Here is a 24,610-nt window from a genome sequence, read left to right on the forward strand (position 1 = left end):
ACCGTTCTACAAAATCCAACAAATTTCGCAAACCATCACAATCACCATCGCTATTCACCATCACAACCAACCCCAAATCAAAGGTCCGTCCCTCAAAAAAAATAAGAGCCCCATCAAGGACTCTTACTCACTCTTCTTAAATTGCTCGCATTTTACTTCTATATCATCGATCATGGCGATCAGGCGATCGATATCGTCAATGTCAGCTTGTTCGGGATCGATTGAGTCCAGAACGTCGACGAACAGGTTCAGGCGTTGTTTTAAATAGCTCACTTGTGAGTCTTTATCGTTGATAGCTTTACCCAAGAGTTCTCTCTCCTTTCAATACGTTTACTATGGTAACCAATAACTTTCGGATTGACAAGGGCTGGGCGTTTCTCAATAATGAATAGGTGACTTATTAATAAAGGAGCTTTTATAATGAAAACTGATACTCTCTCCAAGAAAATGTCGATTGACCATGATCCTTGGGAGGCTTATTTAGATGTGGATGAGCATGGTGATATCACGCTTTCCAATATAGAATTCACCACCACAACGCTCTGTAACATGAGATGCGAGCACTGTGCCGTCGGTTATACGTTATCTCCGAAGGATCCAAGCGCCCTTCCCATTGAATTGATTCTACAGAAGCTCGACGAAATCAAAACACTTCGTTCCCTTAGTATTACCGGCGGAGAGCCGATGATGTCAAAGAAATCCGTTGAAAATTATGTCTTGCCCTTACTCAAGTATGCACATTCCAGAGGCGTACATACCCAAATCAACTCAAATCTGACCCTGGATCTTGACCGATACTTATTAATTGCCCCTTACTTGGATGTCCTGCACATCTCGCACAACTGGGGAACGATCGATGAGTTCATCGATGTCGGCTTTGCCAATATGGAACGAAAGCCTACGAGGGAACAGCGCCAGAAGCTATTTGACCGCATGATTGAAAACAGCCGTGCTCTCTCAAAACGCGGAGTCCTTGTCTCGGCAGAAACGATGTTAAATAAAAATACCCTGCCTTACCTGGAAAAAATCCACCGCCAGGTTGTCGATGAAATGATGTGTGGCCGTCACGAAATTCACCCGATGTACCCGTCGGATTTCGCCTCAAGCCTTGAAACTCTTTCATTAGAAGAAACAAGGGAAGCAATCAGAAATATTCTTTCCTTCCGTGATGAAAACGTATGGATGCTATTTGGAACACTTCCATTCTATCCATGCAGCTCTTCACAGGAAGACTTGGATTTTCTGAAGGAACTTTATGCCGCTAAAAATGTCAGCGTCCGCAATGACCCTGACGGCCGTTCCCGTCTGAACGTCAACATTTTCACCGGTGATGTCATCGTCACTGACTTCGGCGACACGCCACCACTTGGAAATATAGCAAAGGATACCCTTCCTGCCATATTTGAAAAGTGGAAACTACAACCTCTTGCTAAAGAGTTGAATTGCCATTGTCGGGTGGCTCGCTGCCTAGGACCGAACGTGCTCGTGAAATCAATGTATTATGGAGATGTGGACTTTTCGAAGCGTGAAGCGAAGATTTCCCGATGAAAATAGTGTGAAGGCTCAAATCTATTATGGATTTGGGCTTTTTTCATGGAAATTTGGGGTCTGATTTTCTATTATTAACTAACTTTCAGGCCTGCCTTTTTGTGCCAGTTTTCGGGTTTGTCGTGCCACTTTGGCTGTTTGATACGCCACTTCCGCCCAAACTTGTGCCACTTTCCAGGTTTGTTGAGCAAAATTGTGAACAGCATGCGGCCTCGTAGACCAAATACACATTCAAAACACGCCCAGCTCAAGGTCCGTCCCTCTCCAAACAAAAAAAGAAACACAACGGACATTCATCCGGTGTGCTTCTTATCCGATTGGGCCGCGGTCGTTTTTTTTGAGTGGTTGAGCTATTTTTTCCATGGCTGGATCCATTACATTGTATTTTTGTTTTTTTATCTCAGCATAGATCTTTGCTCTTCTCGCTCCGAACCATACTCTTAATGTGATGAACGCCACTAGCAGGCCTCCAAAAATAAGTAAATACTCCATGATATCCCTCCTTCAATTCTGAATATTCTAATTATTATAACATATCAAAGAAAATAATAAAAGAGTGAAATAAGTTTTACCCCATTTCACTCATCTTTAAACATTTATCTTGGTGTTTCGCTTGCCATGAAGCCGAAGTGGACGTGATCCTGAACTGGAATCCAGGCCCCGACTCCTTGGGATGTAACATTTTTCACGACGACGGAGCGTTTTGTTCCTTTCATCACAAGGAACACTTCACCGTAGGTTACTTTTCCTTTTTCGTTAATCGCTGGTGCGTAGGCATAGAGGTAGCCAAGACGTTTGGGTGAAATGTTGTACACCTGATCCTTCTTCGTCCCTGCTCCTACAATTGTTTGGAATGCAAGTGGCAGTTTGGATTTATCCATTGCTTTGATGAGCATCATTTTTTCTACATCATCTGCGTGTGGTACTTTAGCTGTCAATCCGCCCTTTACTACTTTTTGTGCTTCCTGGACGTAATGAATTTGGTAGTTTGATTTTCCGCCGCGGTTATCGAAGTAATTCGTGTTGACCTTTTGATACTCCCAGTTGGGGGATGTCTCGGTTGAAGCATAGTTTAAAGGCCATTCCCCTAAATAGATCGTTGCCCGTAATCCAATCGTTGGTGCTTTATTCATGGTGGATTCATTCAGCATACGGATCAGGTTCGGGTTTTCTATTTTCACATTCGATGTTTCGATCAATTCCTGGGACCACTCACTAGGTTGGAGATACGGTTGATCCTGGGTTGAGTTGGGATACGTATTTTCCTTTGCGATGTTCAATACTGAGTTTGGGATCTTTACGCTGGTATCTTCAGGTGGTTTCGGAGCTTTCTCCGTCGCTTCCTTGTTTTCTTTTTTTGGATTATTTTCAGCGTGGATACCCGTTGTTGCAACGAAAAATGCGAGTATGAACATAAGAACAGTGCGCATGATTTTCATGAAATTGACTCCTTTCAAACTTAACTTAAGGGTTTGCGGTTAGTTTTTCCTAGTTGGAAAAGCTTATCCCAAAAACTTTATTTGAAAGAATATTTACAAAATTCAAATATTATTTTATACTATTATTTATAAGAAAACAGTCAGGCTTCTACCTACAAAGCAAACTGGCCTGTTTTCAATCATTCCTACATTCCCTAAAAAAAGCAGCGGAGTTCATGATTGAACTCCGCTGCTTTTTTAATCATACTGACAGGAACATTCTTCAGGTGGACAGACACATTTGATGTGTACTTCATATGGTTTGGTGGAAACCTTCTTGCCATCAATGACGACAAAGGCTTGGATTGAAATACGATCATGCATTCCGTATTCAGGAATGATTTTGGCCAGATAGTTTCCTTTCTCGTCTGTGATAGCTGGGTTGGGTAGTATAGCACCCTTAAAGGGCTTTTCTTTCACTTCAAAGTGAACCTTGATATCTTCAAGCGGCCTGGAATCACACAGTACTCTTCCAGTGAGGCGGCCACCTCTGCAACCTATATACGGCGGAACATGAAACGTCAGTTTGACTTCACTGCATTCCTGGCAGCCCGCATAAACAAAGGCTTTTTCTTCAATTTCCTTATCCCCTATCACGGCACTTGCCGAATACATAACGTCTTTGAATGGAGTGTTCGGCGGCACTTTGACGTCACTGGTAAACCTTCCATGTTCATCTGTAGACACAACATCTGGTTCAAACCGTAAAACAGGACTGGACAATCTCACTTTCACATTATCCAATGGTTCCTTGTCACATCTAACTTTACCGCTCACCTTTCCACAGCAGTCTATTACTTTTAGATGATCCAGTTCAATAGTCGGATCTTTGCATTCACAATGAATTTTGACCGTTTTGATCATCGACTTGATCACCGTGTCACCTAAAGTGGTCGTCGCCTGAATGGATATGTCTTCAGATTTTCCCGAGATTGGAGTGATCTTTGTTTCATATTCACCTTGCTCATTGGTCAGGACAGGATTGGGTTTCACTTCCACAGCACCTGGTGATGATTCTATAATCACAATCTTGATCGCAGTATTTCGGATAGGGGTTCCGTCACATGTTAATTGTCCGGTCAATTCAGTTCCTTTACAAGGGATGACCTCACACGGCACTTCGAGAGTCAGTTTAGGCTTTTCACACCTCTCACAGCCTGCAATGACTTGGTCAGTGTCCTCCACTTTTTTCCCACCCACCACTGCTTCCGCTTTATAGAAAGCAGACTGAAACTTAGTTCCATTTTTCACCTTGACGACCGAAGAAAATTCTCCTTTTTCATTGGTCACTGGGACAGGTGGTTTAAACTTCAGCATTGGAGAGCCGGTTAGTGTTACCGGGATATTCGCCTGTGGTACGCCATCACAGGTAACTTTCCCAACCACAACGGCACGACAATCGATTTTTTTAAATTTATTTAGCTTTATGTCCGGTTTCTTACATTTGACGCAGCGAACCTTCACTTCCCTTGTTTCTGAGGCAACCCTTTTACCGCCGATTTTCGTTGTTGCTGTGATCGTAATGGTCTCATTCACATCTGGAAAAATGACAAGGGTTGCCGTAAATTTCCCGTCCCCCTGAGTAATCGCAGGATTTGGAGTGATAACGATACGCTTGGATTGTGATTCAATGATAAATGAAATGGCAGCACTCCCTATTGCCCTTCCATCGCAAATGAGTCGTCCAGAAAGTTTTGCCCCCTTGCACCCGACAGGCTCCTTGATCGGATCCAGCGTAAGTTCAGGGTTTTTACATCTAATACAGTCCACTCTTACTGATATCGAATCCCTGATGGTTTTCCCGATGACCACCGCCGTTGCAGTCACGATGACGTTTGGTATGATCGAAGTGCCCGGAGCCACGGTCACTCTCGTTGAAAACCGCCCGGTGCTGTCCGTGGCAGGATTCGGGTTATCAAAGACCAGTCCCGGGAATGATGACGACAGATTAACCGTGACACCTTGGAGGGGTTGATAATCACATAGCACTCTACCACTGATTATGCCTTCACAGCTGATCGTGCCAATTGCATCTAATTGTATAGTTGGATTCGTGCATCCTTCAAAAGGGAAAATCCCTGGACATCCTCTGGGAGGCAAATCGATATTACAATCAATGAACTTTACTAAGGATGGTTTTTTCTTTTTTCTCACTATACTCATTCCTTTACACAAAACTCTCCTGTTATCTTATTCAGGGTTGAGTAGGCTGTTCTCACGAATTTCATCATCTGACGAATGATTTCATGCAAAAGCCCCGGCAGATGACTGCCGGGGCTTTTTTTTAAAGTAAGTAAAAACCGATTCCCATAATGAAATAAGCTGCTAGGAGCGTCAGTCCCTCAAACCAGTTCGTCTCCCCGTCATTGGATATAACGATCGTGACAAGTACTGCTGATACCATGGCCACAAGCTCCGGTAACGTAAACACAAGCGGCATGCTCGTTTCAAAAAACAGTGAAATCAATACAAGGACCGGCGCTACAAACATCGCGATCTGCAAGGTAGACCCGACTGCAATCTCCACAGCGATATCCATCTTATTTTTATAAGCCATAATGATTGCCGACGCGTGTTCAGCAGCATTTCCGACGATGGCTACGATGATGACCCCGATGAAGAGCTCGCTCCAGCCGAATGTGTTCCCCACTTCTTCAAACGTATGAACGAGGCGTTCAGATACATAGGCAACGGCAGCAGTGGAAGCGGCAAGGATCAGCAACGCTTTCCCCTTACTCCACTCCGGCTCTTCATGAGCGTGCGCACCTTCTTCGCCTTCATGCTGATACACCCCTCGGTGAGTGACTAATTTAAAGAATAAGGCAAATAAATAAAGAGCAATCAAGATGACTGAAACACCGATGGATAAAGACATGGTCTTAGCTTCGTTCATATCCTGGGCGAATACTTCCGGGATCACGAAAGCAACGATAATGGCAAACATAAGCAGCCCCGAGTTGTGACGGGCATCAAACACGTTGAATTTCTGACGCTTGAATTTGATTCCCCCTACAAAAAAGGATAACCCGGCAACGAGAAGCAGATTTCCAAGCACGGAACCCGTTAAGGACGCCAGGACGACGCCGATCAAACCAGCTTTTAACGCAAAAATAGAAATAATGAGTTCGACCGCATTTCCAAAGGTAGCATTCAATAATCCGCCGATTCGGGGTCCTGACACAACGGCCAAGCTTTCCGTCGACCTTCCCATAAAGGCAGCGAGGGCAATGATCGTCACACAGTAAATCACGAACATGATGACACTCGGCCAATGAAGCAGTGAGCCGATGACTGAGATCGGAACACCTGCAAATACAAGCAGTGCGAATACTTTATTCATGTGTAAGATCCTTCTTTCTAAAAGAAAATTTGTTTAAATCAAGGGAGATTAGACACATTATAGATAGAACCCACTTAGGAGGTACAACACATGGCACAAAACTTAAAAGACAAAATCGTTGAGCTGTTTTCCAACCACAAAACCGGCACCCTTGCCACCATTCGTGATAACAAACCGTATTCACGCTTTATGATGTTCTACCATGAAGACCTTACTCTCTACACTGCAACCAATGAGCATGCTCACAAAGCGGAAGACATCGCACAGAACCCTCATGTTCATATTCTTCTCGGCCATGACCGCGATTCCGATCATGAGCACTATGTAGAAATCGAAGCAGAGGCAACTGTGGAAGAATCCAAAGAGCTGAAAGAAAAATTCTGGAACGAACAACTCAAATCCTGGATCGCAAGCCCAGATGACCCGGAATACATGCTCTTCAAACTCACACCCAAAACCATCCTCTACTACGAAAAAACAGGCAAAGAACCCCAGGAACTAAGCCTATAGAGGACACCTAATGAGGGACGGACCTTCATCTGGCTAGAGCCTTGATACAATAGGTCTTATACTCCTTGAAGGTCCGTCCCTCATCGCTTCTCATCGCTTTACTGCACTAACTCAAACGTTTCTTCGATTTTGATGCTGTCCTGTACGGATTGGACCATGGAGCAGTTTTTGCGGGTGAGCTTCATGGCTTTTTCGATTTTGTTTTCGTCGAGGTCCGTCCCTCTTATGGTGAAGTGAAGGGAGATGGCTTCGACTCTGTTTGCTTCGGCTTCGTTGCGGGTTACGTCGGCTTTGATATGTATGTCGTCAAATTCGATGCGCATTTTCTCCAGGACTTTTCGAAGCACTCCCCCGCTGCAGACTGCAACTGAAGATACCAATAATTGGAACGGACGAAATCCATACTCTTCGTTACCCGAAACCTCCAGCTTCCCAAACCCTAAATCTGTGAAAAATCCGCCTTCTTGCATGTTAAATTCCATTTTCACTTCATTCCTTCCTTATGTTAGTAGATGTTTTGATTTTACTCCATTCGTTTCGTATTGCCAAACAATGAAATTGGGGGTACCATCAAAGAAGCTATTATCAATGATTGGGAGTTTTTACAAATGAATCAAACACTAACCTTCCGTTTCTGGGTCCTTGTCGGAATCGTGGCAATTTCAGGATTCTCACAAGGGATGCTCCTGCCGCTGATCGCCATCATATTCGAGCAGGACGGCGTTTCTTCCTCCCTGAACGGATTAAACGCAACCGCCCTATATATCGGAATCTTACTCGCCTCTCCATTAATGGAAAGACCACTTCAGAAAATCGGTTACAAACCGATGATCATCATCGGAGGAATTGTGGTCGCAGCGTCACTCTTACTATTCCCGGTTTGGAAATCCTTCTGGTTCTGGTTCTTCCTGCGTCTTTGCATCGGAATCGGCGATCATATGCTGCACTTCGCCACCCAGACATGGATCACATCGTTTTCACCAAAAGAACATCGCGGACGTAATATATCCATCTACGGGGTCTCTTTTGGAGTCGGTTTTGCCGTGGGGCCGATGATGACACAGCTCATCACCATCCATCAAGCATTGCCGTTCATTATCTCTTCCTTATTAAGCCTGACCGTGTGGATGTTCGTCTTTAAATTACAAAACGAATTCCCCGATCAGCAAAATATCGGCAGTGCCTCGTTCCTTGGATCGTTCCAGCGCTTCGGAAAGGTTCTCAAATATGCATGGGTCGCCCTGTTGCCTCCATTGGGATATGGATTCCTGGAAGCTTCATTAAATGGAAACTTCCCTGTATTCGCCCTTCGAAACGGTCTTTCCATTGAAGCAGTCGCCATCCTCCTACCTGCTTTTGCCGTGGGAAGTATTATATCCCAGGTGCCTCTTGGGATTCTGAGTGACAAATATGGAAGACAAAATGTCCTTCTCATCGTCATGATGATCGGTTTTCTCTGCTTTTCGGCAGCAGGAATCGTCTCTGAATCCACCATGGGCTTATTTATCTGCTTTACGTTAGCCGGGATGGCTGTCGGATCGACTTTTTCACTCGGTATTAGTTATATGACGGATCTTCTGCCAAAAGAATTACTTCCTGCCGGAAACATCATGTGCGGGATCTTCTTCAGCTTCGGAAGCATGATCGGTCCATTCGTTGGCGGAATCACCATCGACTGGTTCAAAGGCTCAAGCTTCTTCTATTTAATCGCATGCATGATGCTGATGATTTTTGTGAGCCTACTCGTCTTTTCCATCCAAAATCGACGTGGAGAAATAACCCAGAATAACTAGCACAAAACTCTTTCCATTATCATATACATGTGATAGGATTAGATTATAATAATTATAAATTACTAACTTCATATACATTCAACTAAGAGCACGTGCAGTTTTGCTGTCACCTTTCATTGGTGGCAGCTTTCGTCGTTTTATAGGGGTAATGACGTTGATTATTATTCTCAATGAGAATCTCGTATTTTCATTTAACTAAGGAGGAATACGCTATGAGCTCACAATCCAAAGCCTTATCCATGAGGACACCGAATGAAAAAATAAACATATTTGAAAAAATAAAGCCTCATGCAGAATTGATTGCCGCACTAGTAAGCGGTGTGTTTATTTTACTGGGATGGTTGACGTCAAACGATGACTCAAGCTTGAGCATCATCTTCTATCTCCTTGCTTTTGCCATCGGCGGATTCGCGAAAGCCAAAGAAGGAATCGAAGAAACCATCGAAAACAAAGAACTGAATGTAGAGATGCTGATGATTTTTGCAGCCGTGGGGTCTGCCATCATCGGTTACTGGACAGAGGGAGCCATCCTGATTTTCATCTTCGCTGTCAGCGGCGCACTTGAAACGTATACGATGAACAAAAGTCAGAAGGAAATCTCCGCACTCATGCAGCTTCAGCCTGAAGAAGCATGGCTAGTGACAGGATCTGGTGAAAAGAAAGTCCACGTTTCAAGCCTTGAAATCGGCGATCATATTTTAATTAAACCAGGTGAACGCGTGCCAACAGACGGAGTGGTCGTTAAAGGAACAACGTCCATTGATGAAGCAGCCATTTCCGGAGAAGCAGTCCCTGTAACGAAAGGTCAAAGAGATGAAGTGTTCGCAGGAACGGTCAATATCAACGGTGCCATCACGGTTGAAATGACCAAACCAAGCAGCGAAACCCTTTTCCAAAAAATCATTGATCTCGTGCAATCCGCACAAAGTGAAAAGTCGCCTTCACAGCAGTTCATCGAACGCTTTGAAGGAACGTATGTAAAAGTCGTGCTTGCCGTTGTCTTCCTGATGATGTTCCTACCCCACTTCTTCCTCGGATGGAGCTGGACGGAAACATTCTACCGGGCAATGGTCCTGCTCGTTGTGGCTTCACCTTGTGCCCTGGTTGCAGCGATCATGCCGGCAAGTTTATCGGCGATTTCAAACGGTGCCCGTCATGGAATTCTTTTTAAAGGCGGAGCTCACTTGGAAAATTTGAGCAACATTAAAGCCATTGCCTTTGATAAAACAGGAACGTTGACGAAGGGGAAACCCGTCGTAACGGATCTAGTGGTTAGGGATCATGTGGATGAACGTGAAGTCATGACTACCGTTGCTTCGATTGAAAACCAGTCGAATCACCCTCTTGCCCAAGCGATTGTCCGCCACGCAACCCGCGAGTTAAACCTGGACCTTTCCCAGCCGGATTCTCTCGAAGACGTATCCGGTTGGGGAGTCAAAGCGCTTGTGGACGGAGCCGAATGGAAAATCGGGAAAGCAGATTTTGTGGATAAAGTGTTGGCAGAACAATTTATGGATGGTGCCTTTGGACGAATCGCTTCTGAAGGTAAAACGACGGTCTTTGTTGCCAAGGAAAATCAAATTGTGGCATTGATCGCATTGAAAGACGTGGTTCGTAAAGAAACCATTGAAGCGTTAGAATTATTGAAGCAAGAAGGCGTCCAAACCATCATGCTGACAGGGGACAACGAAAAGACAGCCCGTGCCATCGCAGAAGAAGCCAAGGTTGCCTCCTTCATTGCTGAGTGCCTGCCGGAAACAAAAGTAGACGAACTGAAAAAGCTGAAACGCCAATTCGGTACCGTCGGAATGGTCGGGGACGGAATCAACGACGCACCTGCACTTGCAACGGCCAACGTCGGAATCGCCATGGGTGAAGGCACCGACGTTGCCCTGGAAACAGCCGATGTCGTGTTAATGAAAAACGACCTTACCCGTATTGCTGAAGCTATTAAACTATCGAAAAAAATGAAGCGGATCGTGCAACAAAACGTGGTATTTTCAATTGCTGTGATCATGCTGCTGATCGCGTCGAACTTCCTGCAAATCCTGGATCTCCCTTATGGGGTCATCGGGCATGAAGGTAGTACGATTTTGGTTATATTAAATGGTCTGCGATTGTTGAAATAATGTTGATAAGCATCCAATCTTGAGGGATTGGATGCTTTTTTTTATGAATGGTATAGTGCGGCCAGCGATTCTCTGACACTTATCCACACCCCTATTTCATCCACAATATATCAACCATTTTCACCTACTCAAAATTATCCACAATCCACATTCCCCCTCTATTCCCCCCACTACTAAACAACCAGAATAGTTATCCACATTCCCTGCAACACACCTTCCCCTACCAAGGTCCGTCCCTCCAACTAATAATATTTTACTAAAATAATATTTTGTTGTTGCTTTATTGAAAGGGATATCATAAAATGTGTTTAGTTAGTGCAAACGGTTGCATCTTTTTCATGTTACATAGCACTCCAGTCATGAATAGGTACCCCTCAGCATTTCACTTTAATTTGAAATGTAAACGCACACATGTCATTCAATATAAAATATAGTTTCGAATAGATTGATATTAAAGGAGGAAACGGGTTTATGAAGAATTTATTGTCGTTTGATTTTTGGCAGAAGTTCGGGAAAGCGTTGCTTGTAGTAGTGGCCGTCATGCCAGCTGCAGGGATCATGATTTCCCTCGGTAAGTTGATTGCGATGATGGGTGGAGACATCACATTAGTGCAAACGATTGCAAGAGTGATGGAGGATATCGGTTGGGGTGTCATCACTAATCTTCACATCCTTTTCGCCGTAGCCATCGGTGGTTCGTGGGCGAAAGAACGTGCAGGAGGAGCCTTCGCTGCTCTGATCGCCTTCATCCTCATCAACCGTATTACAGGCGCGATTTTTGGAGTTAATGGAGATATGCTTGGGGATCCCGAAGCAACAGTCTCTTCCCTTTTCGGACAAACCTTAGTGGTTTCTGATTATTTCACATCGGTCCTTGGTGCACCTGCTTTAAATATGGGTGTATTCGTCGGGATCATCTCAGGTTTCTTAGGAGCCAATCTTTTCAACAAATATTATAACTACAGTAAATTACCCGATGCTCTTTCCTTCTTTAACGGAAAACGTTTTGTACCATTTGTGGTGATTGTGGGCTCTATCGTCATCGCTGTCATCATGGCGATCGTATGGACATTCATCCAGGGGTTACTGAATGATTTCGGTCAATGGATTGCAACATCGCGAAACACAGCACCAATCATTGCGCCATTCATTTTCGGTGCATTAGAACGTTTACTATTACCATTCGGTTTGCATCATATGTTAACGGTACCAATCAACTACACAGAACTTGGCGGAACATACAAAATCCTGACAGGATCAGGTGCCGGTTCAACGGTTGCAGGTCAAGATCCACTTTGGCTTGCATGGATCGCTGACTTAAACAACTTCCTGGCTGCAGGAGATACAGAAAGCTACAAGCAATTATTAAATGACGTCACACCTGCACGTTTCAAAGTAGGTCAAATGATCTTATCCACAGCTGCCCTGATCGGTATCGCCTATGCCATGTACCGCAATGTGGATAAAGACAAGAAGAAAAAATACAAATCTATGTTCCTATCAGCTGGTTTAGCCGTATTCTTAACAGGTGTTACAGAGCCAATCGAATTCATGTTCATGTTCGCAGCCCCACTTTTATATGTTGTGTACGCGATCATGACAGGACTTGCATTCGCGATTGTGGATATCGTTCACATCCGCGTTCACTCATTCGGATCCATCGAGCTTCTGACTCGTGTGCCGATGATCATCAAAGCTGGTCTGTGGGTGGACCTTGTGAACTTCGTTATTGCCTGTATCGTTTTCTTTGCTCTTAACTTTACGGTTGCCAACTTCCTGATCAAAAAGTTCAACTTCCCGACACCGGGGCGTAACGGGAACTACATTGAAGATGAAGCATCCACAGGCGGCGGTACCGTAAGTGCCGATTCCATCGCACCAAAAGTCGTGGCCATGCTTGGCGGTAAAGAAAACATCGTAGACGTGGATGCATGTATGACCCGTCTTCGTGTAACAGTAAAAGACACAAGCCTTGTCGGGACTGAACAGGAATGGAAGAAAAACGGAGCCTTGGGACTCATCCTGAAAGACAAAGGCGTACAAGCCATCTATGGTCCGAAAGCAGACGTCATCAAATCTGACATTCAAGATCTACTGGGAGCTTAATACATGAAACTACTCACGTTGAATTGTCACTCATGGCAGGAAGACAACCAACTCGAAAAAATCTCGATCCTGGCACATGACATCGCGGAGAAATCCTACGATGTCATCGCCCTCCAGGAAGTCAGTCAGCTGATCGAGAGTGAACAAGTCGAGGGCTTCGTTAAAAAAGGCAATTATGCCCTCGTCCTTCTTGGGGAACTGGAGAAACACGGTGTGACAGATTACACACTCGTTTGGGACTTCGCTCATATCGGATACGACGTGTACGAAGAAGGCGTGGCAATATTAACGAAACACCCGGTCGTTGAAAAACACCGCTTCTTCATCTCAAAAAGCCATGACCAATCCTACTGGAAAACCCGAAAGATTGTAGGGGCGACGATTTCATATGAAGGAAAGCCCTTCACCTTCTACTCCTGCCACCTCGGCTGGTGGACAGACGAAGAAGAACCGTTCAAGTTTCAAGTTGATTCCTTGATGGAGCAAGCCACCCCTGAATCCCCCTTCTTTTTAATGGGAGACTTCAATAATAATGCATGGGTTCGGGAAGAAGGATACGATTACCTTCTTTCAAAAGGACTCCTGGATACATTTGATGTAGCCGCCCAACGGGATAGCGGTGTCACCGTTGAAGGGAAGATTGCCGGATGGGATGAGAATAAGGTCGATTTAAGGATTGATCTTATACTGTCCAGTGAAAAAGTGGACGTTCGGTCGTCCCGGGTCATCTTTAATGATGTGAATAAACCTGTTGTTTCGGATCACTTCGGGGTTGAAGTGGTGTTGGGTGACGGGGAAAACAGCTGATCTTGGATTGGCTGTTTTTTTTGTGTGTTTTGAACGGGGGTTGAGTCGTTTTTGTCAGGAGGTGGGTGGGAATCGGATGTGTTTTGGGTTTTGGAATAGTTCTTGCTGGTGTGGTTTTGGGAGCTGTGAGATATATCGACAGTTATAGAAATTTATCGACCGTATTTTCAATATATCAACCTTATTTTCATTTTATCGACCGTTCTGCTGTTCTCGACAAAAACTGCACGCCCCCCCATCCGACCGAACATTTTGTCCAAAGCTTTCACTCATCCACCAGCTTCCCACAAACCCAAAACAAAAAAGTACAACGCCCTAAGACGCTGTACTCCACTTCCTACTTCAACTCCACATTATCAATCACTACATCATGTGAGCCGAGCACCTCTCCAGTGGCACCCAGTAAAAACTTCAAACTCGTCTCCTCCCTCAAAGGGGTCGTAAACGTATATTCAAAGCGATCCATATTTTCATTAAGTTCAGCAATTTCCGAGAGGTACCTCGTATATTGACTGTTTTCCAGCGTCACTGCCATCGACCGGGCTACTGAAGAGCTTGCATCGAAGGAAAGCGTGTATTCTTTCCCGGGCTCTAGCACCAGATTCCCCTGAAAGAGTTGAACGCTCCATGCTTCCTTCCCTTCATTCCCGATGGAGATATGTGCTTCATCATCAACACTCTGAACACTTGCTCCTGCATCAAAATGAATGTAGGACTCCCATGGATCTAAGCCATTGTCGAATGTCCCGTTTTTAATAGGAAACGGATCAACGGGTCCCACTTTTTTCAATAGTTTAATATTATCCAGCTTCACCTTATGAGTGCTGCCCCCAAGGTGGATGACCAGCTGCGCTTCCAAATCTGTCATATCCGGCATCGAGAAAGCCATGCCATGACGTTCCCAATCACCATTCAGAGAGGTCGTTTCCTTTGCATAGGAAATCTCTCCATCCTTGCTTCTTATCTCAATCTGAATATCACGGGCACTTTCAGCCACCCCGTCCAGTGTCAGTTCATATTCACTTCCAGCTTGAAGCTGAACACCTTTTTGCACTAATTGTACTTCGTCCGTTTCATTTAAAGGCTTGGACGAAAATACCCGCTCTTCAGGATCCACTTCCATGGAATCAGCATTCTCGGAATCTACCAGATTCCAATAAAGCAAACGGTCAGGGAATCCCTGGTCGAACGTTCCATTATAGACAAGGTTCCCGTCAGGAAGCGCAGGCTTGGAAGCATCCGGATCCACTTTCACAGGAGGGATTTCCTCGACCCGGACATTTCCGATCCAGACAGGCAGGGTGGACAAGCCTAAATTAAACTCCAGTCGGGCTGCAAGATCGGTTTCCTCCGTCATTTGGAACACCGTTTCATAGGATTGCACCTGATCTGTTAACTCAAACGACTCGCTTCTTGAATACGTGGCATATCCCCTCTCTGCACCTCCGCTGACTTTTACATTGATCGGACGCGGTTCAATGGACTTCGCATCAAAGGACACACGATAATAACGTCCTTTTCCAATAGAGGCATCTTGTATCAGCTGGACAGAATAAGGTTGATTACCGGGCTCCTGTATATCGACTTTTGCATAGTTCACGCTATCCACCTGGTCGATGGATACATTTGCTTTCCCGCCAAAATCAGGCACGGTCAAGAAATACCAATAATCCGTGTTCTCCACTCCTGCAATCCCTTCTACGTCTTCCCATTCCTGATCAAACCCATTATTGTAAATGAGGTTCCCGTCTTCAAGGGGTTGTTTCGCCTCATCTGGAAAAGGAGCCTGCTCGAAAACTGGTAACTCAGGAGTCTTATAAGGTCGTCCCGTCAGATCATACACCCGCACATAGTCAATGTTCATGGATTGAGGGAACATGGAATCCTCAGTTGGATCTCCATCAAAGTTCCCGCCGATCGCCAGGTTCAATAGCATATGGAATGGCTGATCAAATGGAGCTGGATATGTGAAATTAGCTGATGTGCCAATTCCTTTGCTATACCAATTGTTTTGGGTTTGGTGGAGTTTTCCATCTACATACCAGCGAATTTCCCCCGGTTCCCATTCAACCGAGTATACATGCTCGTCTGCAATGGTCGACCCATCTTCAAAGGCATAGTGTGCGCCGGTGTATTTGTTATTTGGCCAGCTTTCACCATAGTGAATCGTGCCGATCGCTTCATGGGGATTGCTTCCCTGTGCCTCCAAGATGTCAATCTCCCCTGATGCTGCCCATCCACCATATCGATCATCTTCAGGAAGCATCCAGAATGCCGGCCAATACCCTTTTCCAACCGGAAGCGACGCCTTCATTTCGAATTTCCCATACGTTTTTGAAAAAAGACCCTTCGTTTTCAGGCGAGCCGATGTATAAGAGTATCCCTCATATTCTTCTTCTTTAGCCGTGATCACGAGCTTTCCATCTTCTGTCTTCGCATTTTCAGGGCGGTCTGTGTAATATTGCTTTTCATTATTCCCCCACCCCGGGATAAATTGACCGTTCGCATCGGTATACCCGTTGCCGATATCAAACGTCCACTTTCCACGGTCAATCTCTGTTTGATTAAATTCATCATGCCACATCAGGGACCATGGAGTGGTGAAAGAAGTAGCGTCAGAAGTTTCTTTTCCATTGAACATGATGGGGCTATCCAAGGTTGCTTCTTGTACGGAGCCATCACCGGCTATAACAGATCCCTTTCCTGCCTTCAACACATGAAGCTCTTTCACTAACCCATTAGTGGGAAGAGTGAACTTTGAAAGCGCGTTCAATTTTATCCGTTCGGCAATACCCCCAAGCTCTACATTAGCCTGACCCTTTTTGCCGGTGGTTGTGACTGTATCAAACTCACCTTGCAGTGTAGCCTTTTTCTTTTTAGAAGGAGAGGAATATACCGTTACATCGTGAAAGCCTTCCGATGTAATTTCATTCTCTGTTAACAAAACCTGTCCCTCCAGCCGTGTATCATTGACATTGGATTCTCCAGAAACGGTGATCTTCGTGGCATGGGCAGGTGTTTGAACAGAGAGGCTATGTAACTGGGAATCTTTCAATTCGAAAGTTTCAGGCGCTTTCCCTTTCACAATGGTGGTGCCAAGAACCGTCACATTCTCAAACGTAATATTTCTCCCTGCACCAGGGGTGATGACTAAATCGCCTTCAATCGTTTTATTCTTTAAGGTCGAATCCTTGAGGTGATAGGGCTTATCCTTGTGTGCTGCTTTTCCTATGTTTCCTGGTGTAAGACTCATGATGAGACATGCAGCGGTAAAAGAGGTGACTGCTTTTTTAATCATTGGAACGCCTCCTGTTTTGATTTATGTCTCACGTGGGACATTTGTATATAACTATAAAAGCATCACCACTCTGTGACAACATTTTTTTACAATAACAATCCCCTTTTAAACAAAAAAATGCTTACTCCCTTGGGAATACAGCATTTTCTTATTATTCTTTTTGACGACAGGAATCTCGTTTGACGAGTGCAGCTTGAAATGGACTCATCTTTTCATAGGGGATCTCTTCGATTCTGTGAATCAACTGCTCCACCAGAGCCACCGCCATTTCAACTCTAGGTACATGCATCGTCGTTAATGCGGGAGACGTATATTCCGTAAGCAATAGATTATCAAAGCCAATGAGAGACACATCGCCAGGGACACTTCTGCCGGCATCTTTTAACCCCTTGAGGGCACCGAATGCAATATGATCATTCGAACAAACGATAGCTGAAGGAAGAGTTCCCTGCCCGATCCAATGATTGACGGCATCCCTTCCTGAATCCTCGATGAACTTGCCTTTAAATATGTAATCCGATTGAATGGGAATACCTGCTGTTTGCATCGCTATTTGATAGCCTCTCAAACGCGCAATTGCTGCAGGATTATCTTCATCACCCGTAATGATTCCGATCTCCTCATGTCCAAGCTCAATGAAATGATTGGTCGCCCCCATTGCACTAACCTCGTTTTGTAATACGGGCATCGGGATCTCAGGTGTCCACCTTGACACGTTGTTTTGATCAAAGACCCCCACCAAGAAGCCCGCTGCGGAAATTTCATCCACGATTGATTGGACGTTGCTCCAACTGATGATGATCCCCGCATCGATGCTCTTTTCACGGTAAAGTTTTAACACGGGGGAGGAATCATTCAGGTCCGTCATGGACACAAGCATATTATAGCCCCGCTCTGAGGAGGCATTGATCATGGCCCCTATCACAACACTGTAAAAAAGGTCATCCGAATATATACGATGCTTTGAAGGGTCTTGAATGATAAAAAGGCCGATCGTGTGCGTCTTTTTCTTCACCAGCCTTCTCGCTGACACATTGGGCTGATAGTGATTCTCCTCCATAATCTGCAGAATGCGATCACGTGTCTCTGCCCGTACCTGATCCGAATTGTTCAGTACACGCTGTACCGTCTTCCGCGATACCCCCGCAATCCTCGCAATATCAAATATATCCATAGGCTCCTCCTGAAATGGTTACTTCTTTCTATTATAACGAATGATATTGGGGTTGGATATATGACCATGATTGGACGTCCTTCTCCATCCTCAAAAAAAAACAGTTGAAACCTACCCACCCCCTCATCCGTATATACACTATAAACAGAAGCACTTGAAAGGGGAACACTATGGGAAATATATTACTATTTTCAGTCATTGTCGGATTGGTCATGGCCTTACTCGTCATACCGATGGCAATCATGAAAAAGCAGAATAAAAAAGAGGGGTATCCGTCATTTGCAGCACTGTTCGGAGCCACCCTCCTTATCACGACTATCATTGTATTCGTCTTCTATTACATTACAAATCTTGATCAGAACTTTACGAGCATGTGGATCTTGCTCATCGTAGCTGCAGGATTCGGCGCCACACTTGCAACCGGGACAGAAAGAATGGTGAAGGGTGCACTGTTCCTTGGAAGTCTCCTCGTCGGGGCTTACTTCCTGACTGCCTTTGTTTTCAACGCCGATGAGAAATTTGAATCAGCGAAAATGGACGTAAAAACGGAAATCGAAGCGTTTGATGAGAAGGAAACGCCGGCAAGCGTCCCTCCACAATTCGCCCGTAACAAAATGAAGAAAGCATTCGGTCAGGTTCCAAATACGAGTTACTATGAGCTTGGACGACTGCAGATTCAAAAGGTCAATGGCGAGTACGTCTACATTGCACCGGTTGAATTCTCCGGATTCTTCAAATGGTTCAAGGGGGATGAAACACCCGGTTACTTCACCCTAAGTGCCACCGATTCATCAGCAAACCCTAAATTCATCAAAGAAGAAATGGTCTACACACCATCTGCCTTCTTTAATAAAAAAATCGAGCGACATATCCGCTTGAACTATCCGAAGGAGATCTTCAATGGTGATGTTCAGCTTGAGATCGATGACGAAGGAAAGCCATTCTATATTCGAACGTACGGTGAGTTCATTTCTGCACGAAACGGATTTGAAGCGAAAGGAATCGTCATGGTCGATCCGATGTCCGGTGATACCAAGTCATACAAAATCGATGATGTACCGGATTTCATTGACGGAGCGATTTCACCGGAAACCGTCAGCCTCCAGAACAGCTATTTCGGTAACTACGTTCAAGGATTCTGGAACAGCCGCTTCGGTAAATCAGACGTCAAGCTTCCGTCAGATGAAGGGACCGAAGCCAATGTGAGCCCTATTTTTGACGAAGATGGTGACATGTACTACTTCACCGATTTCACCTCGCCAAAAGAAGGTGTCGATTCGATGCTCGGTTACTCCTTGACGAACTCAAGAACGGGAGAAGCAACGTTCTATACAGGAAACCTTGAAGAGTCCTACATGGATTCACAGGGAGCCCTGCAGATCATCCAGAAGAAATTCATCGAGAAAAAATGGGATGGCGAAATGCCGGTGCTTTATAACTTCTACGGAGAAGCAAGCTGGCTGACTCCGGTGCTCGATGCGAATGGTTTCTTACAAAACTACTTCATCGTCTCGGCAGCCAACCCGGAAATATCTGCCTATGCCAATACGCCAAACCAGGCTTTGAAGCAATACAAAACGGCACTCCAACGAGGAGGCGGCAGTGTGGACGGCAGCTCGAAAGCAGAGGAGAAACAGACAAATGGTACAGTCGCCCGTGTCTATAAAGAAAAGACAGGTGACTACACAGTCGTATCATTCTTACTCGACAACGGCAACAACTATATCGTTTCCTCGGAAAACAGCTTACTTGCGATCTACCTGAAGGAAAATGACAAGGTGAACGTGAAGTACATGGATACAGGGGAAGAATTCCTGCCAGTGAAAGAACTGACGATCGAAGGATTATAATAAAAAACGATGAGGGCACATGAGCTCTCATCGTTTTTTTATGATTCACCGGCATTCACATAATACACCAGATTATCCGTCCACTTCCCAAACTCATAAATGAATCCTTTCCGCGTGCACTCATACTGCATGCCGACACCTTCTGCAAGGCTGATCGATGGCGCGTTATCGAGATTGATATGGGCCTCGATCCTGTGATAATTCAATTTCACAAAAGCCAGCTGAAGGGCTGCCTTCACCGCTTCCTTCCCGTAGCCCCGGTTCCAGTAGCGATTATGTACCATATAACCGACCCTGCCCCAGTTAAAGTTGTACCGCATCAGAGTGGAGAAGTCGATGGTCCCAATATTCGCGCCACCTTCTTTCAGAAAGATCCCCAGAATATAGACCTGGTCCCGATCGATCATCTCATCATGCCTCAGAAGCATCTCCATGTACCAAAACTCCGTGCACTCACTCATGTCCTGATAGCCAACGTCATATTTATGCTGGGATGGGAGCCTGTTCAGATGTCCCCTTAACCAGCTTTGGTAATCCCTGTTTTCAAAGGGTCTGATGACCAGCCTTGGTGATTCGATGGTTAAGTCCTTATGCTTCATCCTTGCCCCTCCCTTTTCGTTTATTTCTATTTTTAATAGTATCAACCTGCCATTTAGAATGGTAGTCCTTTTTCAATAAAGCGGAAGGCGTCCCTCCTCTGAGAAACGCCTTCATCATTACTTGTCTTTGTACCATTCTTCCTCTAGTTCCTTCTCAATCTGCTCATCGGACAAGTATTCTTCATCCAGCTGCTGCACATGCTCGGTGATCCGGTTAAGCTTGGAATGCACGACCCAAAGGCTGATTACCACGACTGCCATGAATAAAACGAGGATGAGTTCAAATTCCATATAATCGATGCCTCCTTTACCTATGTTTATTAATCAAACATGGGAAAAAGAAGGCTTTAGGGAGAAAAAAGGCGAATAGGTCCGAAAGTCCCCTCTTCATCCGGAACTCACGAAATATCAGTGTTCATCCAACTTTTCAATCTTGTTGAAGTCCCCTCCAAAGTCACCTGTACGGGGTCTCTCCCCTGATGACGAATAGACAAACCCGGAGAAACTATCCAATATCCCCCGAAAGGTAAAGAAAAGGACCTTCATATCCTTCTCCTTCTTCTCTACCAGAATATCGCCTCCACCTTTGGACACACCTTGGTATTCCCCGGGGAGGTGAATGATAGAGTCATTGTAGGGTACATTCGGGGTAATTGCCCCTTCATTTATTTTATTCACCACACTCATTCGATCATCATGATTCCTCTTGAAATCCATCTCCAATATGACCTTTGTGAAAGGAAAAAAAATCATGAAGATCACGGTCAGTACTTGAATGAAGAACGGTATCCAGTTCTTGTTTTTAAAAACGTCTATAACGGCGAATATGAGAATGACCAGGAAAAAACCTCCTGCCACTAACAAAAGAAAAGGCATCAAAAACGGCGTCAGGATGTGTACGAGTTCCCACTGAAAAAACGCCAGTGCCACTATCATCACACTGCTGGCTAGAGACAATATGAGAATGACACTTCCCTTCTTCAATATGCTTTCGCCCAATAAACCAAATGTTTCGCATCCTTACTACAACACACACATGTATCCGACACCAGCTCCTGCTCAAACGGCATGCATCTAGAAGTGGCACCCGTTTCTTCCTTGATCTTATCTTCACAAGCCCGGTCCCCGCACCACATCGCTTTGACGAATCCGCCTTTTTCCCTAACCGTCGTTTTGAATTCCTCAAAGGTTTTGGCTACGGTTGTTTTTTCATCGCGATGGGCTCTCGCTTTTTCTAAAAGGTTGTGTTGAATGTCTTCCAGAAGTTCAGAGACTTTCACTTCCAGTTCTTCCATCGTGACCGTGATTTTCTCACCTGTATCACGTCTTGCTAATACCACCTGCCCGTTCTCGATATCCCGTGGACCAACCTCCAAGCGAAGTGGTATGCCCTTCATTTCATATTCATTAAATTTCCAGCCCGGCTTTTTATCACTCGCATCGATGTCAACACGGGCAACACCGGTAAGCTGGCTTTTCAGATTATACGCAAAATCAAGGACGCCCTCCTTATGCTGTGCAATCGGTACGATCATCAATTGAGTCGGAGCGATTCTTGGTGGAACGACCAGTCCACGGTCATCCCCGTGAACCATGATCATGGCACCGATGATGCGGGTCGTGAAACCCCAGGACGTTTGCTGCACATGCTGAAGCTTTCCATCGCGGTCCGTGAATTGAATCCCGAAAGCTTTCGCAAATCCGTCACCTAAATGATGGGACGTTCCAGATTGCAATGCCTTCCCGTCATGCATCAGGCTTTCGATCGTATACGTATATTTGGCACCGGCAAACTTTTCTTTTTCTGTTTTTTGACCCTTGATGACCGGTATCGCCAGCAGATCTTCACAAAGCTCCGCGTACACCTCCAGCATTTTCACCGTTTCATCATGAGCATCTTGATCGGTCTCGTGGCACGTATGCCCCTCCTGCCACAGAAATTCCAAAGTTCTCAGGAATGGACGGGTCGTCTTTTCCCAGCGGACCACATTGGCCCACTGATTGTAGAGCTTAGGCAGGTCACGGTAGGAATGGATGATGTTTTTGTAGTGCTCCCCGAACAATACCTCAGAAGTCGGACGCACGCACAGCCGTTCCGCCAGCTCCTCTTCCCCTCCATGAGTCACCCATGCCACTTCAGGCGCGAAGCCTTCGATATGATCCTTCTCTCTCTGAAGAAGGCTTTCCGGTATAAAGAGTGGCATATACACATTTTCATGCCCTGTTTCTTTTATTTTTGCATCGAGGGCATCCTTGATATTTTCCCAAAGTGCGTATCCGTAAGGTCTGATGATCATCGACCCGCGGACGCTCGAGTAATCGATCAGCTCCGCCTTTGTCACGACATCCGTATACCACTGGGCAAAGTCTTCATCCATGCCCGTTACATCTTTTACAAATTCTTTTGCCATTTGTGAGCACCTCATTTTTAATTGGATTGGTTTTATCAGCGAAATTTGGATATATCAGCGGAATTTTCGTTTTATCGGCGAAATCCCGGATTTATCAGCGAAATTTTAGTTTTATCATCGAAATCCTGGATTTATCAGCGAAATTTTAGTTTTATCATCGAAATCCTGGATTTATCAGCGAAATTTTCATTTTATCGGCGAAATCCTGGATTTATCAGCGAAATTTTCATTTTATCGGCGAATCGCCTTCACCCATAAAACAAAAAAAGCCCTGCTTCTCATCAGGGACCATTTCTGGCGGTACCACCCTGATTCAAAGCAAAGCTTTACACTCATTCCATGATAACGGTATCGGACCGCTGATATCTTCATTCGATACAGAACTTAGAGGCAGGTTCAAAGGTTCATCAATGGGAGCTTTTCACCAAACCGCTCCCTCTCTAAAAAGACAAGATCCCTTTACTGATCCTCGGCAATGTTTCAGTTATTTTAGATGATTATATATAGATATGCAGGGGCTGTCAATATTTGTTACAAAGAATAAATCCTCTCCATCTCCCGACTGAAGAAATCATTCCCATTCCTCTCATCAAAATCCCCGGCGATCTCTTCTGCAATTTCACTCATCACATCAATGGCAAATCCCGGACGATGACCGGCTTCAACAAGCTTACGGTGAAGAACAATCGCACTCATATAAAAGTAAAACATCCCGTAAGGATCCTTCCCACTATCCGCATACTCGATGTGACGCTCCAAAATTTTGATTCCCCTGACTGGTTCCGTTAAGGCAAGAAGCCTGATATGTTCGGAAGCTTCGACTAAAAAGTGTGGCTTATCATAAATGAAAAAGTATCCTTCTGACTGATAGCGTGAGGCTTCCTCCACCCGGCCATCTTCATAATAAGGCAAAAGGAGCTTACTATAGGTCAAGTGGGGGATTTCACCACAGGTCACTTCTTTTGATAATAAAAACATTTCAATGGGGCGGGCTTTTTCCTTTTCCCCGGTAAAATAAAAATACTCCAGCTGTGTCTGATATTCACAGGCTTCACAGTCTGAAAGCGAATCCCTTTCCGCTTCCATCCACATCTGATAATACTCTTCCGCTTCTTCTGCATTACCTGTTTTCAACGCACGTTTATGCTGATGCTGATAAAAGGGACGCAGACTGTAGCCATAACGTTCATACGCTTCTTGAAAGTCACTGAAAAAGGCATCTAACAGTTCCGTGTCAATGCCGGGCATCTTCACCAGATGCTCCGCCATCCATTTATAGATCCAGAAGAAGCTTTCCACCCAATCCTGCAGGCTCTCTTCATTATCTAAAAAGAAGCCGTTGCACCACTCGAAATGATCGAATAATTCCTCATACTCCCCAAGATAGTTGACGGTCCTCATGATCCCGAACCGGCAGCAAAACTCCTTATAGAGGTCCTTTTCTTTCTGAGCAATGGACAACAGATCCTCTAAACCGTTCCACTTCTCATAACTTGCTTCTTCCCGGCCCATCAACTCTTCCCACCGGTCCCAGTATTGACCAGCCGTCATCTTCATCCACTTACCC

The 24,610-nt window shown here is 45.0% G+C and carries 20 protein-coding genes and 1 other annotated feature; of the genes, 7 read left to right on the forward strand and 13 right to left on the reverse strand.

The annotated features are described in order from the left end of the window. Window positions 1–123: 123 nt before the first annotated feature. Window positions 124–306 (reverse strand): SE1561 family protein, encoded by a 183-nt coding sequence (locus RSX31_RS12905; protein WP_034761313.1) that lies wholly within the window; start codon window positions 304–306, stop codon window positions 124–126. A 114-nt stretch (window positions 307–420) separates the two neighbouring features. On the opposite strand from RSX31_RS12905, the gene yfkAB reads away from it, so the two are divergent. Continuing rightward, the gene (gene yfkAB, locus RSX31_RS12910) at window positions 421–1,548 is read left to right on the forward strand and encodes a radical SAM/CxCxxxxC motif protein YfkAB (protein ID WP_315634825.1); all 1,128 of its coding nucleotides are present in this window, start codon (window positions 421–423) and stop codon (window positions 1,546–1,548) included. 309 nt (window positions 1,549–1,857) lie between these two features. Here yfkAB and RSX31_RS12915 read toward each other — a convergent pair whose 3' ends face one another. From RSX31_RS12915 to cax, 4 genes are all read right to left on the reverse strand, one after another. Next, window positions 1,858–2,040, reverse strand: coding sequence for a hypothetical protein (locus tag RSX31_RS12915; protein WP_315634826.1), 183 nt, complete (start codon window positions 2,038–2,040; stop codon window positions 1,858–1,860). A 104-nt stretch (window positions 2,041–2,144) separates the two neighbouring features. Beyond that, the gene (locus RSX31_RS12920) at window positions 2,145–2,987 is read right to left on the reverse strand and encodes a YfkD famly protein (protein ID WP_148994944.1); all 843 of its coding nucleotides are present in this window, start codon (window positions 2,985–2,987) and stop codon (window positions 2,145–2,147) included. A gap of 237 nt (window positions 2,988–3,224) precedes the next feature. Then, window positions 3,225–5,180 carry a hypothetical protein gene (locus RSX31_RS12925; RefSeq protein ID WP_315634827.1) on the reverse strand — a complete coding sequence of 652 codons (1,956 nt, stop codon included), beginning with the start codon at window positions 5,178–5,180 and terminating at the stop codon, window positions 3,225–3,227. A 130-nt stretch (window positions 5,181–5,310) separates the two neighbouring features. Further along, on the reverse strand, window positions 5,311–6,366 hold the full coding sequence (cax, locus tag RSX31_RS12930; RefSeq protein ID WP_315634828.1) for a calcium/proton exchanger: 1,056 nt from the start codon (window positions 6,364–6,366) through the stop codon (window positions 5,311–5,313). Between the two features lie 90 nt (window positions 6,367–6,456). Between cax and RSX31_RS12935 the strand changes: the two genes are divergently transcribed. Continuing rightward, window positions 6,457–6,876, forward strand: coding sequence for a pyridoxamine 5'-phosphate oxidase family protein (locus tag RSX31_RS12935; protein WP_315634829.1), 420 nt, complete (start codon window positions 6,457–6,459; stop codon window positions 6,874–6,876). 98 nt (window positions 6,877–6,974) lie between these two features. Here the strand turns inward: RSX31_RS12935 and RSX31_RS12940 are convergent, their stop codons facing one another. Then, the gene (locus RSX31_RS12940; RefSeq protein WP_299741672.1) at window positions 6,975–7,358 is read right to left on the reverse strand and encodes an OsmC family protein; all 384 of its coding nucleotides are present in this window, start codon (window positions 7,356–7,358) and stop codon (window positions 6,975–6,977) included. A gap of 126 nt (window positions 7,359–7,484) precedes the next feature. Here RSX31_RS12940 and RSX31_RS12945 point away from each other — a divergent pair, with 126 nt between their 5' ends. The 4 genes from RSX31_RS12945 to RSX31_RS12960 all read left to right on the forward strand — a co-directional run bounded on the left by RSX31_RS12945 (window position 7,485) and on the right by RSX31_RS12960 (window position 13,711). After that, entirely contained in the window at window positions 7,485–8,669 is a 1,185-nt protein-coding gene (locus tag RSX31_RS12945; protein WP_148994948.1) for an MFS transporter, read from the forward strand. Between the two features lie 212 nt (window positions 8,670–8,881). Continuing rightward, a complete protein-coding gene (locus RSX31_RS12950; RefSeq protein WP_315634830.1) occupies window positions 8,882–10,798 on the forward strand; it encodes a heavy metal translocating P-type ATPase in 1,917 nt (638 codons plus the stop codon). Window positions 10,799–11,269: 471 nt separating this feature from the next. Then, complete coding sequence (locus RSX31_RS12955; RefSeq protein ID WP_315634831.1) at window positions 11,270–12,904, forward strand: PTS transporter subunit IIBC; 1,635 nt, start codon at window positions 11,270–11,272, stop codon at window positions 12,902–12,904. Window positions 12,905–12,907: 3 nt separating this feature from the next. Beyond that, on the forward strand, window positions 12,908–13,711 hold the full coding sequence (locus RSX31_RS12960) for an endonuclease/exonuclease/phosphatase family protein (RefSeq protein ID WP_315634832.1): 804 nt from the start codon (window positions 12,908–12,910) through the stop codon (window positions 13,709–13,711). Window positions 13,712–14,048: 337 nt separating this feature from the next. On the opposite strand, the gene RSX31_RS12965 is transcribed toward RSX31_RS12960, so the two are convergent. After that, entirely contained in the window at window positions 14,049–17,009 is a 2,961-nt protein-coding gene (locus tag RSX31_RS12965; RefSeq protein ID WP_315634833.1) for a carbohydrate binding domain-containing protein, read from the reverse strand. A 151-nt stretch (window positions 17,010–17,160) separates the two neighbouring features. Next, the gene (locus RSX31_RS12970) at window positions 17,161–18,183 is read right to left on the reverse strand and encodes a LacI family DNA-binding transcriptional regulator (RefSeq protein ID WP_315634834.1); all 1,023 of its coding nucleotides are present in this window, start codon (window positions 18,181–18,183) and stop codon (window positions 17,161–17,163) included. A 170-nt stretch (window positions 18,184–18,353) separates the two neighbouring features. Here RSX31_RS12970 and RSX31_RS12975 point away from each other — a divergent pair, with 170 nt between their 5' ends. Beyond that, window positions 18,354–20,033 carry a hypothetical protein gene (locus tag RSX31_RS12975; RefSeq protein WP_315634835.1) on the forward strand — a complete coding sequence of 560 codons (1,680 nt, stop codon included), beginning with the start codon at window positions 18,354–18,356 and terminating at the stop codon, window positions 20,031–20,033. A 38-nt stretch (window positions 20,034–20,071) separates the two neighbouring features. Here the strand turns inward: RSX31_RS12975 and RSX31_RS12980 are convergent, their stop codons facing one another. The 5 genes from RSX31_RS12980 to RSX31_RS13000 form a co-directional block, all read right to left on the reverse strand. After that, complete coding sequence (locus RSX31_RS12980) at window positions 20,072–20,632, reverse strand: GNAT family N-acetyltransferase (protein ID WP_315634836.1); 561 nt, start codon at window positions 20,630–20,632, stop codon at window positions 20,072–20,074. 117 nt (window positions 20,633–20,749) lie between these two features. Then, window positions 20,750–20,923 (reverse strand): hypothetical protein, encoded by a 174-nt coding sequence (locus tag RSX31_RS12985; RefSeq protein ID WP_187443194.1) that lies wholly within the window; start codon window positions 20,921–20,923, stop codon window positions 20,750–20,752. 117 nt (window positions 20,924–21,040) lie between these two features. Then, the gene (locus RSX31_RS12990) at window positions 21,041–21,616 is read right to left on the reverse strand and encodes a hypothetical protein (RefSeq protein WP_315634837.1); all 576 of its coding nucleotides are present in this window, start codon (window positions 21,614–21,616) and stop codon (window positions 21,041–21,043) included. Further along, window positions 21,613–23,043, reverse strand: coding sequence for a proline--tRNA ligase (gene proS, locus RSX31_RS12995; RefSeq protein WP_148967409.1), 1,431 nt, complete (start codon window positions 23,041–23,043; stop codon window positions 21,613–21,615). The genes RSX31_RS12990 and proS overlap by 4 nt, the downstream gene beginning before the upstream one ends. A 280-nt stretch (window positions 23,044–23,323) precedes the next feature. Continuing rightward, window positions 23,324–23,528: a binding site (T-box leader), on the reverse strand. 46 nt (window positions 23,529–23,574) lie between these two features. Next, window positions 23,575–24,600: a hypothetical protein gene (locus RSX31_RS13000; RefSeq protein ID WP_315634838.1), complete on the reverse strand. Its 1,026-nt coding sequence runs from the start codon at window positions 24,598–24,600 to the stop codon at window positions 23,575–23,577. Window positions 24,601–24,610 lie beyond the last annotated feature (10 nt).

Origin of the sequence: Rossellomorea yichunensis, assembly GCF_032337515.1 — a bacterium.
Lineage (GTDB): Bacteria > Bacillota > Bacilli > Bacillales > Bacillaceae_B > Rossellomorea > Rossellomorea yichunensis.